Source organism: Tenacibaculum crassostreae (genome assembly GCF_964512405.1).
In the GTDB taxonomy this organism is placed as follows: Bacteria; Bacteroidota; Bacteroidia; order Flavobacteriales; family Flavobacteriaceae; genus Polaribacter; species Polaribacter crassostreae.
Genome location: NZ_CAZELE010000002.1, coordinates 21,608 through 34,770 on the forward strand (window position 1 = coordinate 21,608; position 13,163 = coordinate 34,770).

General features: G+C 31.8%; 19 protein-coding genes. 14 read left to right on the forward strand and 5 right to left on the reverse strand.

Features of this window, described 5'->3' with window-relative positions; all coding sequences use genetic code 11:
- Nucleotides 1–97 precede the first annotated feature (97 nt).
- The 4 genes from ACKTST_RS01010 (at nucleotide 98) to ACKTST_RS01025 (ending at nucleotide 3,834) form a co-directional block, all read left to right on the forward strand.
- Complete coding sequence (locus ACKTST_RS01010; RefSeq protein ID WP_408045936.1) at nucleotides 98–1,462, forward strand: OmpA family protein; 1,365 nt, start codon at nucleotides 98–100, stop codon at nucleotides 1,460–1,462.
- A 179-nt stretch (nucleotides 1,463–1,641) separates the two neighbouring features.
- Nucleotides 1,642–3,153 carry a F0F1 ATP synthase subunit beta gene (gene atpD / locus ACKTST_RS01015; protein ID WP_408045937.1) on the forward strand — a complete coding sequence of 504 codons (1,512 nt, stop codon included), beginning with the start codon at nucleotides 1,642–1,644 and terminating at the stop codon, nucleotides 3,151–3,153.
- 12 nt (nucleotides 3,154–3,165) lie between these two features.
- A complete protein-coding gene (locus ACKTST_RS01020) occupies nucleotides 3,166–3,459 on the forward strand; it encodes a FoF1 ATP synthase subunit delta/epsilon (protein ID WP_408045938.1) in 294 nt (97 codons plus the stop codon).
- Nucleotides 3,460–3,552: 93 nt separating this feature from the next.
- Complete coding sequence (locus tag ACKTST_RS01025) at nucleotides 3,553–3,834, forward strand: Sec-independent protein translocase subunit TatA/TatB (RefSeq protein WP_408046162.1); 282 nt, start codon at nucleotides 3,553–3,555, stop codon at nucleotides 3,832–3,834.
- 34 nt (nucleotides 3,835–3,868) lie between these two features.
- Here the strand turns inward: ACKTST_RS01025 and ACKTST_RS01030 are convergent, their stop codons facing one another.
- The 4 genes from ACKTST_RS01030 to ACKTST_RS01045 form a co-directional block, all read right to left on the reverse strand.
- Nucleotides 3,869–4,510: an O-methyltransferase gene (locus ACKTST_RS01030; RefSeq protein ID WP_408045939.1), complete on the reverse strand. Its 642-nt coding sequence runs from the start codon at nucleotides 4,508–4,510 to the stop codon at nucleotides 3,869–3,871.
- Between the two features lie 370 nt (nucleotides 4,511–4,880).
- Nucleotides 4,881–5,453, reverse strand: coding sequence for a sigma-70 family RNA polymerase sigma factor (locus ACKTST_RS01035; protein WP_408045940.1), 573 nt, complete (start codon nucleotides 5,451–5,453; stop codon nucleotides 4,881–4,883).
- Nucleotides 5,454–5,468: 15 nt separating this feature from the next.
- On the reverse strand, nucleotides 5,469–6,392 hold the full coding sequence (locus ACKTST_RS01040) for a TolB family protein (protein ID WP_408045941.1): 924 nt from the start codon (nucleotides 6,390–6,392) through the stop codon (nucleotides 5,469–5,471).
- 1 nt (nucleotide 6,393) lies between these two features.
- A complete protein-coding gene (locus tag ACKTST_RS01045; protein ID WP_408045942.1) occupies nucleotides 6,394–6,870 on the reverse strand; it encodes a nuclear transport factor 2 family protein in 477 nt (158 codons plus the stop codon).
- A gap of 163 nt (nucleotides 6,871–7,033) precedes the next feature.
- Between ACKTST_RS01045 and panB the strand changes: the two genes are divergently transcribed.
- From panB to ACKTST_RS01090, 9 genes are all read left to right on the forward strand, one after another.
- On the forward strand, nucleotides 7,034–7,852 hold the full coding sequence (gene panB, locus ACKTST_RS01050; protein WP_408045943.1) for a 3-methyl-2-oxobutanoate hydroxymethyltransferase: 819 nt from the start codon (nucleotides 7,034–7,036) through the stop codon (nucleotides 7,850–7,852).
- Nucleotides 7,853–7,903: 51 nt separating this feature from the next.
- Nucleotides 7,904–8,854: a 2-hydroxyacid dehydrogenase gene (locus ACKTST_RS01055; RefSeq protein ID WP_408045944.1), complete on the forward strand. Its 951-nt coding sequence runs from the start codon at nucleotides 7,904–7,906 to the stop codon at nucleotides 8,852–8,854.
- Nucleotides 8,855–8,942: 88 nt separating this feature from the next.
- Entirely contained in the window at nucleotides 8,943–9,203 is a 261-nt protein-coding gene (locus ACKTST_RS01060) for a hypothetical protein (RefSeq protein WP_408045945.1), read from the forward strand.
- A 32-nt stretch (nucleotides 9,204–9,235) separates the two neighbouring features.
- Nucleotides 9,236–9,364 (forward strand): LuxR C-terminal-related transcriptional regulator, encoded by a 129-nt coding sequence (locus tag ACKTST_RS01065; protein WP_408046163.1) that lies wholly within the window; start codon nucleotides 9,236–9,238, stop codon nucleotides 9,362–9,364.
- 94 nt (nucleotides 9,365–9,458) lie between these two features.
- Nucleotides 9,459–9,965: a DUF4199 domain-containing protein gene (locus tag ACKTST_RS01070; RefSeq protein WP_408045946.1), complete on the forward strand. Its 507-nt coding sequence runs from the start codon at nucleotides 9,459–9,461 to the stop codon at nucleotides 9,963–9,965.
- A gap of 3 nt (nucleotides 9,966–9,968) precedes the next feature.
- Nucleotides 9,969–10,427, forward strand: coding sequence for a DUF1801 domain-containing protein (locus tag ACKTST_RS01075; protein ID WP_408045947.1), 459 nt, complete (start codon nucleotides 9,969–9,971; stop codon nucleotides 10,425–10,427).
- 1 nt (nucleotide 10,428) lies between these two features.
- Nucleotides 10,429–10,818 (forward strand): VOC family protein, encoded by a 390-nt coding sequence (locus ACKTST_RS01080; protein WP_408045948.1) that lies wholly within the window; start codon nucleotides 10,429–10,431, stop codon nucleotides 10,816–10,818.
- Between the two features lie 32 nt (nucleotides 10,819–10,850).
- Complete coding sequence (locus ACKTST_RS01085; protein WP_408045949.1) at nucleotides 10,851–11,156, forward strand: TM2 domain-containing protein; 306 nt, start codon at nucleotides 10,851–10,853, stop codon at nucleotides 11,154–11,156.
- Between the two features lie 12 nt (nucleotides 11,157–11,168).
- Nucleotides 11,169–11,546, forward strand: a complete 378-nt coding sequence (locus tag ACKTST_RS01090) for a hypothetical protein (protein ID WP_408045950.1) — start codon at nucleotides 11,169–11,171, stop codon at nucleotides 11,544–11,546.
- Nucleotides 11,547–11,590: 44 nt separating this feature from the next.
- Here ACKTST_RS01090 and ACKTST_RS01095 read toward each other — a convergent pair whose 3' ends face one another.
- Nucleotides 11,591–12,460 (reverse strand): cupin-like domain-containing protein, encoded by an 870-nt coding sequence (locus ACKTST_RS01095; protein ID WP_408045951.1) that lies wholly within the window; start codon nucleotides 12,458–12,460, stop codon nucleotides 11,591–11,593.
- Between the two features lie 82 nt (nucleotides 12,461–12,542).
- On the opposite strand from ACKTST_RS01095, the gene ACKTST_RS01100 reads away from it, so the two are divergent.
- Nucleotides 12,543–13,157 carry a methyltransferase domain-containing protein gene (locus ACKTST_RS01100; protein ID WP_408046164.1) on the forward strand — a complete coding sequence of 205 codons (615 nt, stop codon included), beginning with the start codon at nucleotides 12,543–12,545 and terminating at the stop codon, nucleotides 13,155–13,157.
- Nucleotides 13,158–13,163 lie beyond the last annotated feature (6 nt).

Genomic DNA, 13,163 nt, shown 5'->3' on the forward strand with positions numbered 1-13,163 from the left:
TTTCTTGTAAGTTTTTGTAGATTTGTTTTTGTAAATAAGTTTTAACAACTTACATTTGCGTAATATATAAACGAACTTTTAATTTAAATTTTTAATAATGAAACAATTAAAATTAGCTGTGATGGCTTTATTTGCGTTTGCTGCGGTAAACGTTAGTGCGCAGGATTCAGACAATCCTTGGGCAGTTGGTTTCGGAGTAAACGTTGTTGACGTTCAATACCCATGGGGAAATGTGCCTATTGAAACCTTAGGTAAAGATTATATTGGTACTTCAGATTGGAATGTTTTACCATCTATTTCGAGAGTAACAGTTGATCGTTATTTAAACGATGGTTTTACATTACAATTAGCGGGGTCTATTAACAAAATTGAAACTGTTTACACACAAAATGATACTGATGAATTGTACTGGGCAGTTGACGCTAATGTAAAGTATGATTTAAACAATATTATTGGTAACACTGGTTGGTGGGATCCTTATGTGTATGTTGGTGGAGGTTATACTTCTTTTGCTGACGAAGGTGAAGGTATGTTAAATGCTGGTGCTGGATTCAATACTTGGTTTAATGATAACTTAGGGTTAAACTTCCAATCTGGGTATAAGCAAACATTTGCTGATAAAGTTCCTGTACACTTCCAACACTCTTTAGGGTTAGTGTTTAAGTTTGGAGGAAAAGATACTGACGGAGATGGAATCTATGACAAAGAAGACGCATGTCCAGAAGTTGCTGGATTAAAAGAATTCAACGGATGTCCTGATACTGACGGAGACGGAATCAAAGATTCTGATGATGCATGTCCAGAAGTTAAAGGTTTAGCTGCTTTAAACGGATGTCCTGATGCTGATGGAGATGGTATCGCTGATAAAGATGATGCTTGTCCTACTGAAGCAGGTACTAAAGCTAATAACGGATGTCCTGATGCTGACGGAGACGGTGTTGTAGATGGAAAAGATAAGTGTCCAAACACTGCTGGTCCAGCTGAAAACAACGGTTGTCCTTGGCCAGATACTGACGGAGACGGAGTATTAGATAAAGATGATAAGTGTCCAAACGAAGCTGGTGTAGCGTCTAACAACGGATGTCCAGAAGTAGTAATTAAAGAAGAAGCTGTTAAGCAATTAAATGAGTTTGCAAGAGCTATCTATTTTAACTCAGGTAAATCTACTTTTAGAACTGGTACTACTGGTAAATTAGATTTAATCGCTGGAATCATGAAAGAATACCCTAAAGCTAACTTTAGTATTCAAGGACACACTGATAGCCAAGGTGCAGCAGCGTATAACCAAAAATTATCAGAAAGAAGAGCTGCAGCTGTAGTTACTTATTTAGTAAATCAAGCAGGAATTTCTTCTTCAAGATTATCTTCTAAAGGATTTGGTGAAGATTACCCAATCGCTGATAACAAAACTAGAGACGGTAGAGCTCAAAACAGACGTGTTGAGATTAAATTAGTAAAGTAATTTATTCCTTAATATATAAATTAAAGTCCCGATTTTTCGGGACTTTTTTTATTGCATATATTTTGTGTAAAAATACCCTGAAACTTTTTTTAGTTTCAATCAAAAAAATTACCTTTGCACCTTGAAAAAACGAGCTAAAGCTCATATAGTAAATAAAATAACTTTAATTACATATAGTAATGTCTACAATAACAGGTAAAGTTTCTCAAATTATTGGTCCAGTAATCGATGTTGAGTTTAATACGGAAAATGCTGAATTACCAAAGATTTATGATTCGTTAGAAATTAAAAAAGCAGACGGTTCAACTTTAGTTTTAGAGGTTCAACAACACATCGGTGAAGATACAGTTCGTACTATCTCTATGGATGCAACTGATGGTTTACAAAGAGGGCAAGAAGTAATTGCTACTGGTAACCCAATTCAAATGCCAATAGGTAATGATATCTACGGTCGTTTATTTAACGTAACTGGTGATGCAATTGATGGATTAGGAGATTTACCAAAAGAAGGTGATGCTGGTTTACCAATTCACCGTTCAGCTCCAAAATTTGAAGAATTATCAACTTCTACCGAAGTATTATTTACAGGTATTAAAGTAATCGATTTAATTGAGCCTTATGCAAAAGGAGGTAAAATTGGATTATTTGGAGGTGCAGGAGTAGGAAAGACTGTATTAATTCAAGAGTTAATTAACAACATCGCAAAAGGACACGGAGGTTTATCTGTATTTGCAGGTGTAGGTGAAAGAACTCGTGAAGGAAACGATTTATTACGTGAGATGTTAGAATCTGGGATTATCAAGTATGGTGATGATTTCATGCACTCTATGGAAGATGGAGGATGGGATTTATCTAAAGTAGATAAAGCTGGAATGAGAGATTCTAAAGCTACTTTCGTATTCGGTCAGATGAATGAGCCACCAGGAGCACGTGCACGTGTAGCATTATCAGGTTTAACAATCGCTGAGTATTTCCGCGATGGAGCTGGTGAAGCACAAGGAAAAGACGTGTTATTCTTCGTAGATAATATCTTCCGTTTTACACAAGCAGGTTCTGAGGTATCGGCATTATTAGGTCGTATGCCATCAGCGGTAGGTTACCAACCAACATTAGCAACAGAGATGGGAGCAATGCAAGAGCGTATTACTTCTACTAAAAAAGGATCTATTACATCTGTACAAGCGGTTTACGTACCTGCGGATGATTTAACGGATCCAGCACCAGCAACAACGTTTGCTCACTTAGATGCTACTACAGTATTATCTCGTAAAATTGCCGAATTAGGTATTTATCCAGCGGTAGATCCATTAGATTCTACTTCAAGAATTTTAACAGCTGATATTTTAGGAGACGAACACTATAACTGTGCGCAAAGAGTAAAAGAGATTTTACAACGTTATAAAGAATTACAAGATATTATCGCAATTTTAGGTATGGAAGAATTATCTGAAGAAGATAAATTAGTAGTTCACAGAGCACGTCGTGTACAACGTTTCTTATCTCAACCATTCCACGTAGCTGAGCAGTTTACAGGTATCCCAGGAGTATTAGTAGATATTAAAGATACTATCAAAGGATTTAACATGATTATGGATGGTGAGTTAGATAAGTATCCTGAAGCGGCATTCAACTTAAAAGGATCAATTCAAGAAGCAATTGATGCTGGAGAGAAAATGTTAGCTGAAGCTTAAAAACTATAAAGTATGTTTTTAGAAATTGTAACTCCAGAAGCTATTTTATTTTCATCAGAAGTTGATTCTGTTGTTGTACCAGGTGTAAACGGAGAATTCCAAATTTTAAACAATCACGCACCAGTTGTGTCTATTTTAAATGAAGGAAAAGTAAAGGTACACGTACACACGCAAGATCATTTAGTTTTTGATGATTTACACGGTAGTATTGAAAGATTACCAGGTGACGATAAAGTATTAACTTTAGCTATTAAATCTGGAACTCTTGAAATGAAAGATAATAAAGCGATTATTCTAGCAGATTAATTCGTTAGTATTATAAAATAAAAAGCAACCAATTTGGTTGCTTTTTTTTCTTTAAAAAAGAATAGCAGATTGAATTTAATTATCTTTGCAGTAATGAATGGAATATTTTTATTTATTGGAGGTCCTGAGATTTTTGTAATCTTATTAATCGTTGTTATGTTATTCGGAGCAGATAAAATTCCTGAAATAGCAAGAGGACTAGGAAAGGGTATGCGTCAAATAAAAGATGCAACGAATGATATTAAAAGAGAGATAAATGAAAGTGCCAAAAATCAAGGGATTGATACCGATTTTGTAAGAGATATTAATAAAGAAGTAAACGAGGTAAAAGACAATATTGATGATTTTACCGGACCTATAAAAAGGAATAGGTAAAATAAAAAACTCCCGATTAAATATCGGGAGTTTTTTATTTTACTCTACTTATCGTTAATCCGTCTCTAATAGGTAATAAAACGGTTTCTAAGCGACTATCTTCGTTTAAAAGCCTATTGTACTCTAAAAGAATTTTGGTGTCTATATCTTTTGGGTCTATTTCTTCAATTACTTTACCGCTCCAAAGTACATTGTCAGACAAAATAATTCCACCTGTATTCATTTTTTCAATTATTTGATGAAAATAATTCACATAATTAGATTTATCAGCATCAATAAAAACCAAATCAAACTTGTCGTTTATTGACGGGATTATATCCAAAGCATTACCAACATATTGAGTTATTTGATCTCTATATTCTGATTTTTGAAAATATTTATATTGAAGTTCTTCTAATTCTTCGTTTTTATCAATGGTATGAATCATTCCATCTTTAGATAAACCTTCTGCCAAACACAAAGCAGAATAACCTGTGTATGTGCCTATTTCTAAAATAGATTTTGGTTGAACTAATTTAGAAATCATAGAGAGAACTCTTCCTTGAAAAGCACCACTTAACATACGAGGATTTAACACTTTTTGCCAAGTTTCTCTACTTAATTCTTGTAGTAATTTAGGTTCAGATTGAGAATGTTGAACAACGTATTCGTCTAATTTTTCTGGTAAAAAATGCATGTGGTTAAATTTGATAAGCAAAATTAAAAAAACGGAATTTATCAATACAGTAAATTCCGTTTCAATCTAACAAAAAATCAAAAATTGGTTAAAAAACCAAAATTGTCTAATTAAAATTATTTAATTGTTTCTTAAGTTCTTCTTTATCTGTGCTAGATAAGCATACTTTATCTTTACTACAATCGTTTGCTTTAAATTTTAAAATGTTTGTCATTTTTTTATTTTGCTTTGTGTATAAAGCGCAAACTTTGCAAACTAGTAAATGCCAATTAAGTTGTATTTTTTCATACAATGTTGCTTCACCATATTGGCTTTTATCGCAAATAGTGGTTGCTTCGTCGCATGTAATATTAAATATTTTAAACATATTTTACTTATTAAACCAGTTTTGTTCCATACAGCTTCTCAGTTGAGTTCTTGCTCTGTGGATAATAACCCATAAATTTGACGGAGTAATATCTAACTCCTTACAAATATCTTCAGTTTCAAATTGTTGTATGGTTTTCATTTTAAAAACCATAGCGTATTTTTCTGGTAATTTATCAATACAATCGTCTAATTGACTTTTTAATTCTTCGGTTTCTATACTTTTTTCTGCATCATTTCCCCAAGATTGAGGAACACGTTCTTCAATCCAATTTCCTTCATTATCGCCATTGTCATAAAAACTCATTCTAATTTCAGCTTGTCCTTTTTTAGAATTTATTTTTCGATAATAATCAATAATCTTTCTTTTTAATATGGAAACTAGCCAAGTTCTTTCAGTCGACTTTCCCTCAAAATTTTTAGCTGATTTTAATCCTGCAAAAAAAGTTTCTTGCACCAAATCTTTTGCTGTGTTTGAGTTATTTACACGAGCAATTGCGTAATTAAATAAATAATCAGCGTAATTGTCAACCCATTTATCGGGACTTAAAGTATTTGAAGGATTTGTTTGGTTCATCAAGCCAAAGATAAGTTATTTTTTTATGAATGATGTTTTATAAATTCTACTTAATCCGTTAGGATTCGTATTTAGGTAACTGTTAAATTCTTCTAATGTCATTTTTTTAGGAAGTACTTTAGAGATAGCAGAAGGATTTGATGTAAAATATAATGTGTTGGTTTGTGTATCTACAAACGGACAATAATCTAACCTGTTAGAGTTGATATTTGTTAAATGCGTAGCAGGTAACCAATTGTTATTTTCACCTTTTTTACTCATGTATAAATCACCTCTACCCAAATCGTCTTTTCTACCGTAAGAAGTAAAAATAATAAAGCTTTCATCAGGAGCTACAAAAGCATTGAATTCATATTTTTCAGAATTAACACCAGAATTTAAAGTTACAGGTTTTGTGTATTCTCCATTCACCAATCTACTCACATAAATATCTTCTTTTCCTGTGGTGTTTTCTTTGTATTCTGCAGTAAAAAATAAATCACCTTTTTCAGTTACCGAAGGATAAAATTCATCGACACTAGTATTTACATTACTTCCAATATTGATAGGTTCAGACCAATTACTTGACAAAGATTTTCTTGTAACATACCAAATATCCATATCCTTTTTTATTTCGTCTGAAGTATTGTTTTTTCTGTTAGAAGCAAAAAATAATTTCAATCCATCAGGAGATAAAAAAGGTTCTAAATCTTTATACTTTCCAGAAAATGAAACAACTTCAGGTTTTTCCCATTTCCCATTTACTTTTTTTGAATAGGCGATAAAAGAGTATTCTTTTAAGTAACTTTCTACTGTAAAATAAAACTCATCTTGATTTTTATTCATCGAAAAATCTCTCACGTTTGGTAATCCAGAAAACAACTTAGGAAGAAATAACTCTGGTTGTTGTGCAAAACTAAAACTAGAAACCAATAAAAGTATAAAATATGCTTTTTTCATTTTACTTATTCTCTAAAGCTTTACAACTACTTCTACGTCTCATGTCTACTAAATAAATAATTTCCCACTTTCCATTATTGTTAAAAAGCTGAAAAGAATTTGCTCCACAATGGCTAAAATTATCATTAAAATAAAACTCGTAAGGTGTCCATACTGAAGCTAAGTTTCCATCAATTTTTATATCCCAAGACAATAGTTTTTCTAAATAAGTATGTTCAGGTTTTTTACTAGCAATATTGGTTAAAAGTTGCTCTTTAGTTTCTGTCTTTAATTGTTTTTTACCTTGTTTATTTGTGAAAGTTGTTTGAAGTTTAAGTTCTTTATGAAGCACAGAATTTACAATAGCACTGTCACCTTTATGCAGTCCTTCGAAAAAAGTTTCAATAGTTTGTTTAATTACCTTTTCTTCTTGTTTTTCTTGTGCATTTACTACAGTAGATAAAACTACCACAATAAGCATTGTGATTATTTTTTGCATGTTAGTTAGATTTTGAAGAGTAAAGCTATTAAAAAATTAAAACGCTTACTTTTAATTAACAGAAGATTAACGGCTTTAAAATAAAAGAGAAACTGTTTAAAATCTTGTAATAAATAAAAGCATTGAATAATTGTGTATTTTTACAATCCGTAAAATAAAAGAAATGTCAGTAGCAAAAAAAGAATATAAAAGAGTCACTACAAAATCTCTTGTTGAGATGAAAGCTAACGGAGAAAAAATCTCTATGCTTACAGCTTACGACTATACCATGGCAAAAATTGTTGATGGAGCAGGAATAGACGTACTTTTGGTAGGTGATTCAGCGTCAAATGTAATGGCGGGTCATGAAACTACGTTGCCAATTACATTAGATCAAATGATTTACCATGCATCTTCAGTAGTAAGAGGAATCGATCGTTGTTTAGTAGTGGTAGATTTGCCTTTTGGTAGCTATCAGTCAGATCCTAAAGAAGCATTACGTTCTGCAATTCGAATTATGAAAGAAAGTGGTGCACACTCTATAAAATTAGAAGGAGGTAAAGAAATTAAAGATTCTATCAAAAGGATTTTAAATGCAGGTATTCCTGTTATGGGGCATTTAGGATTAACTCCTCAATCAATTTATAAATTTGGAACTTATACCGTTAGGGCTAAAGAGGAAGAAGAAGCAGAAAAATTAATGCAAGACGCTTTAATGTTAGAAAAACTAGGTTGTTTTGCACTTGTGTTAGAAAAAGTACCAGCTAAATTAGCGCAAAAAGTAGCAGAAGCATTAACGATTCCAGTGATAGGAATTGGTGCAGGTGGTGGTGTAGATGGACAAGTATTGGTTATGCACGATATGTTAGGAATGACACACGAGTTTAATCCGCGTTTTTTACGTCGTTATTTAGATATGTATACTGAAATGACTAAGGCTTTTGAACAGTATATTACTGATGTAAAAAGTAAAGACTTCCCAAACGAAAACGAACAATATTAATTATAAAAGTCTTCTTAATTGAAGACTTTTTTATTTTAGAACACATTCAAAATGAAAGTACTTCATTTAGATACCAATCATCTTTTAATGCTTAAGGAGCTCAATAAACTGGGTTTTATAAACGAAGAAGATTATACATCTTCAAAAACCGAGATAGAAGCAAAAGTTCATCAATACGACGGAATAATAATTAGAAGTAGATTCACTATTGATAAACAGTTTTTAGATAAAGCAACAAATCTTAAATTCATCGGACGTGTCGGTGCTGGATTAGAAAATATTGATTGTGAGTATGCGCATTCTAAAGGAATAGAACTTATTTCTGCTCCAGAAGGAAACAGAAACGCCGTTGGCGAGCATGCTTTAGGAATGTTACTTTCTCTTTTTAACAAGCTTAATAAAGCTGACAAAGAAGTAAGAGAAGGAAAATGGCTGCGCGAGGAAAATAGAGGAATTGAACTTGACGGTAAAACTGTAGGAATTATAGGTTATGGTAACATGGGAAAAGCCTTTGCTAAAAAACTTCGAGCTTTTGATGTAGAGGTGTTGTGTTATGATATAAAACCTAATGTTGGTGATGAAAATTGTAAACAAGTTTCTTTAGAAGAACTACAACAAAAAGCTGATGTATTGAGTTTGCATACACCACAAACTCAACGTACGATGAATATGGTAAACAAAAATTTCATCAATTCGTTTTCAAAATCGTTTTGGTTATTAAATACAGCCAGAGGAAAATCGGTGGTTACTAAAGATTTGGTTGCTGCATTAGAATCGGGTAAGGTTTTAGGCGCAGGATTAGACGTGTTAGAATATGAAAAAAAATCGTTTGAAAATTTATTTTCTGACGTAGAAATGCCTGAAGCATTTCAGTATTTAATTCAATCAGATAAAGTTATTTTATCACCTCACGTTGCTGGTTGGACAATAGAAAGTAAACAAAAATTAGCGCAAACCATAGTTGATAAAATAAAAACCAAATTCTTTGATAAAATCTTATAAATCTCAGAATGAATCTTAAATTCTTCAGTGGTATTTATTTACTATTTCTATACTCGATTATCGAGAGAAATTTTGCTAACTTGCCTATATGAAGAAAACAATCTTTGTTTTTTCGGCATTAATAATTGCTTTGCTAACACTTTTTCAGGTTAGTAAATATTCTGTTGCTACAGGTAACTTCCGCATTGAAATTATAATTACACTTATAGCAGTTTTTTTCTTTTCAGTAGGTGTTTTCTACAACAAGAAAGTAAATAAAAACATTCACAAAGAAACTTCAAAAGAAATCAATACTCAAAAAATTAAAGAACTTGAAATTACTTCAAGAGAGTATAGTATGAAGTTTTAGAACTAATTGCTAAAGGATTTTCTAATAAAGAAATTGCTGAAGACTTATTTTTATCAGAAAGTACTATAAAAACCCATGTTTCTAGCTTACTTGTTAAGTTAAATGCAAAACGAAGAACCCAAGCCATACAAATTGCTAAAAAGCTGTTGATTATTGAATAAAGTACTAAAGTATGAGTATTTTGGTACTAAAGTATGAGGCTTTTTTTACACGTCTAAATTACTTTTGAGTGATTCAAATTTAAAATTATCAATAATGAAAAAAACAGTAATTAAATACGGAGTTTATAGCTTACTAACAGCTGCTATTTTATTTTTATTATCTCTTTTTTTGGGTAAAACATTCGATTATTCTACACAAGAAATTATAGGATATGCATCTATGATTGTATCCTTGTCTTTTGTGTTTTTTGGTATAAAATATTATAGAGATAATGAAAACGAAGGAAAACTTAGTTTTGGAAAAGCCTTACAAATAGGTGTTTTAATTTCTCTTTTTGCTGGTTTAGGTTTTGGAATTATCGATTATTTATACATAACAGTTATCAATCCAGATTTTGCAACTGAGTATTTAAACAAAACATTGGAGACAATGAAAACGTCGTTAACTCCTGAGGAATTTAAAGTTGAAAGCGTTAAGTTAAGACAACAAATGGAAGCTTATGGAGGTTCTGGTTTTATGGCTTTTATCATGTTTGTTACCGTTGTTATTATCGGATTTGTTATATCTTTATTATCAGCATTATTTTTAAACAGAAAGTAACCTATGAAATACGAAGCCTCAACACCCGAAGAATATATTGCTCAAGTTCCTGAAGAACGAAAAGAAGTTTTAGAAAAGCTACGAGAAACCATTAAACAAAATTTACCCGATGGTTTTCAAGAAGGAATTCAATATGAAATGATTGGTTATTATGTTCCACTTAGTGTGTATCCAGACGGATATCATTGTGCGCCCAACGAGCCATTACCGTTTATGAGTTTTGCTTCTCAAAAAAACTCAATCAATTTATATCATAGCGGAATTTATGCAATACCAAAAATTCATGATTGGTTTGTAAATGAATACCCAAAACACTCAAAAAGAAAGTTAGATATGGGTAAAAGTTGTATTCGTTTTAAAAAGATTGATGAAATTCCGTTCGATTTAATTGCGGAGCTGTGTTCAAAGATTACTGTTGAAGAATGGATTGATGTTTATGAAACTAATGTAAAAAAGAAATAAAATGAAAAAAGGTAAAGTAACAGGAATTGGTGGGGTTTTCTTTAAAACAGAAGATCCAAAAGCGGCTAAAGAATGGTATAAAAATAATTTAGGTTTTAATACCGATGATTGGGGTTGTACGTTTTGGTGGAAAGATACTAAAGGAAATAAAGCTTCAACACAATGGAGTCCGTTTGCAAAAGACACTAATTATTTTGAGCCTTCTAAAAAAGACTTTATGTTTAACTATAGAGTTGAAAATTTAGTAGAGTTGTTAGAGGAGTTGAAAGAAAAAGGCGTTACAGTAATTGATAAGATAGAAGAGTACGATTACGGTAAATTTGGTTGGATAGTTGATTTAGATGGAAATAAAATTGAGTTATGGGAGCCAAATGACGAAGCTTTTTTATAAATTTAACCCATTATCAACTTAAAAATTAACATATGGAAGTAGTAAACGAAAATGGAAATCCAGTTCCAACACAAGAAAGTAAAAGAATCTTAGCAGGAATTTTAGCAATTATATTAGGTGGTTTTGGAGTTCATAAATTTGTTTTAGGGTATACTAAAGAAGGTTTAGTTCTGTTAGGAGCAACTTTGTTATCTATGTTATTAATGTGTTTAATAATTGGAGCATTTTTAATCTACATTCCATGGATTATTGGTTTAGTAGAAGGAATTATTTATTTGACAAAATCAGATGAAGAATTTATTCAAACGTATCAAGTAAATCAAAGAGGTTGGTTTTAATTTTTTTCAATTATGGAAGAAGGAAAACAAGATTTTAAAGAAAACTTTAACGAAGGCTTAGACAAAGCAAAAGAGGTTATGGATAACGTAACCGAGAAAGCTAGTGAATTGGCAGGAGAAACTGCAGAACACTTAGTTGATTTTGCTGAAGATACTAAAGGAAAAGTATCTGAACTACTAGCTGATGAGTCTGTTCAAAAGGCGAAAGACAAAGCAACTGAAATAGCTGCTGAAGCTAAAGAAAGCTTAGAAGATATGACTGAAAAAGCGTCTGAAGTTTTGGGAGAAGCAAGTGAACATCTTGCTGATTTTGCCGAAGATGCAGAAGAAGAAATACAAGAAGGAGTAAAGAAAAGTAAAAACTTCTTTCAGCGATTATTTGGAAAATAAATCGACTTATACGATAAAGAAAAGAGCGCCAATTGGCGCTCTTTTTATGCTATATTATTAGCTTTATTTGTTTTAACAATTGCTTGTTCGTTCTTCCAATCTATCCATTTTTGACCTTTAATGCGGCGCATTACATTGTCAACAGTACGCATTACAAAAACATTGTAAATAGCTTTTCCTAAGTTTTTTGGGTTACGAGCAATAGCACGTAAACTCATAGAAAACCCAGGGGTTACATAACGCATATAATGCCAATATCCTTCTGGCATGTACAATACATTTCCATGTTCCAATTCAGCAATATAACCTTTCGCGTTTTTAAGCGCAGGCCACTTTTCAAAATCAGGATCGTTAAAATCGATATCTTCTCGGGTAATTAATGAATGTGGAATTTTATATAAATATTTGTTTTGCTTCTGGTCAAACAAAATACACTTCTTTTTTCCTTCAAAATGAAAATGAAAAATATTGGCTAAATCAATATCGTAATGCATAAAGGTATACGAATCACGTCCACCAAAAAACAACATTGGCAACCCTTTCATTAAACGTAAACCAAAATCAGGAAACGTAAAATCTTTTTGCAATTGCGGAACTTCTTTTAAAACATTCCATAAGAAAATTCTGAATTTAGTAGGCTCACGTTTTAATAAATCTACATACTCACTCATTTTCATGGTAGCATGAGGTTCGTTAAAACCATCTTTATAATCAACAGGTCTGTCATCGTATAGAGGAACCGTTTTGTCACCAGCAACTTCCTTCATATATTCTAAAGACCATTTATCATATGCAGGCCAATCTTCGATAAAACGCTCAATAACCACAGGTTTTTGCGGTTTAAAATAATTTTTTATGAATTCTTCTTTGGTAATGGTTTCAACTCTGTCAACTTGAGAAAGATTTAATGCCATAGCTACGTGTTTTAAAGAAGCAAAGTTAATAAATCGTTATGATACTTTATTCTTAAATTTGATAGATAAAATTTAGAGCATGATAAATTTATCTGAAGACTTTTGGAACAAGAAATATATTGATAATAAAACAGGGTGGGATTTAGGAGCAATATCGAATCCTCTACAAGTTTATTTTGACCAACTAGAAGATAAAAAAGTAAAAATTTTAATACCAGGAGGAGGGAATTCTTACGAAGCAGAGTATTTGTTTAACAAAGGGTTTACCAATGTTTTTGTGGTTGATATTGCTGAAGAACCTTTAAAAAGAATTCAGCAAAGAGTTTCTGATTTTCCTTCTGAAAATTTAATTCACGCTGATTTTTTTGAGCTAAAAGGCACTTTTGATTTGATTATTGAACAAACTTTTTTCTGTGCTATAAACCCTGAGTTACGACCAAAATATGCGCAAAAAACTCATGAACTACTTTCAGAAAAAGGTAAACTAGTAGGTTTGCTATTTGATGCGAAATTAAATGAAGATCATCCACCTTTTGGTGGAAGTAAAGACGAATATCTCACCTATTTTAATTCTAGCTTTTTTATTGAGAATATGGAGTCCTGCTATAACTCAACTGGAAGCAGACAAGGAATGGAATTGTTTGTGAAAATGATAAAAAAAGAGTGCATAAAAAAAACGTCATTACGAAGGAGTTAACGACTG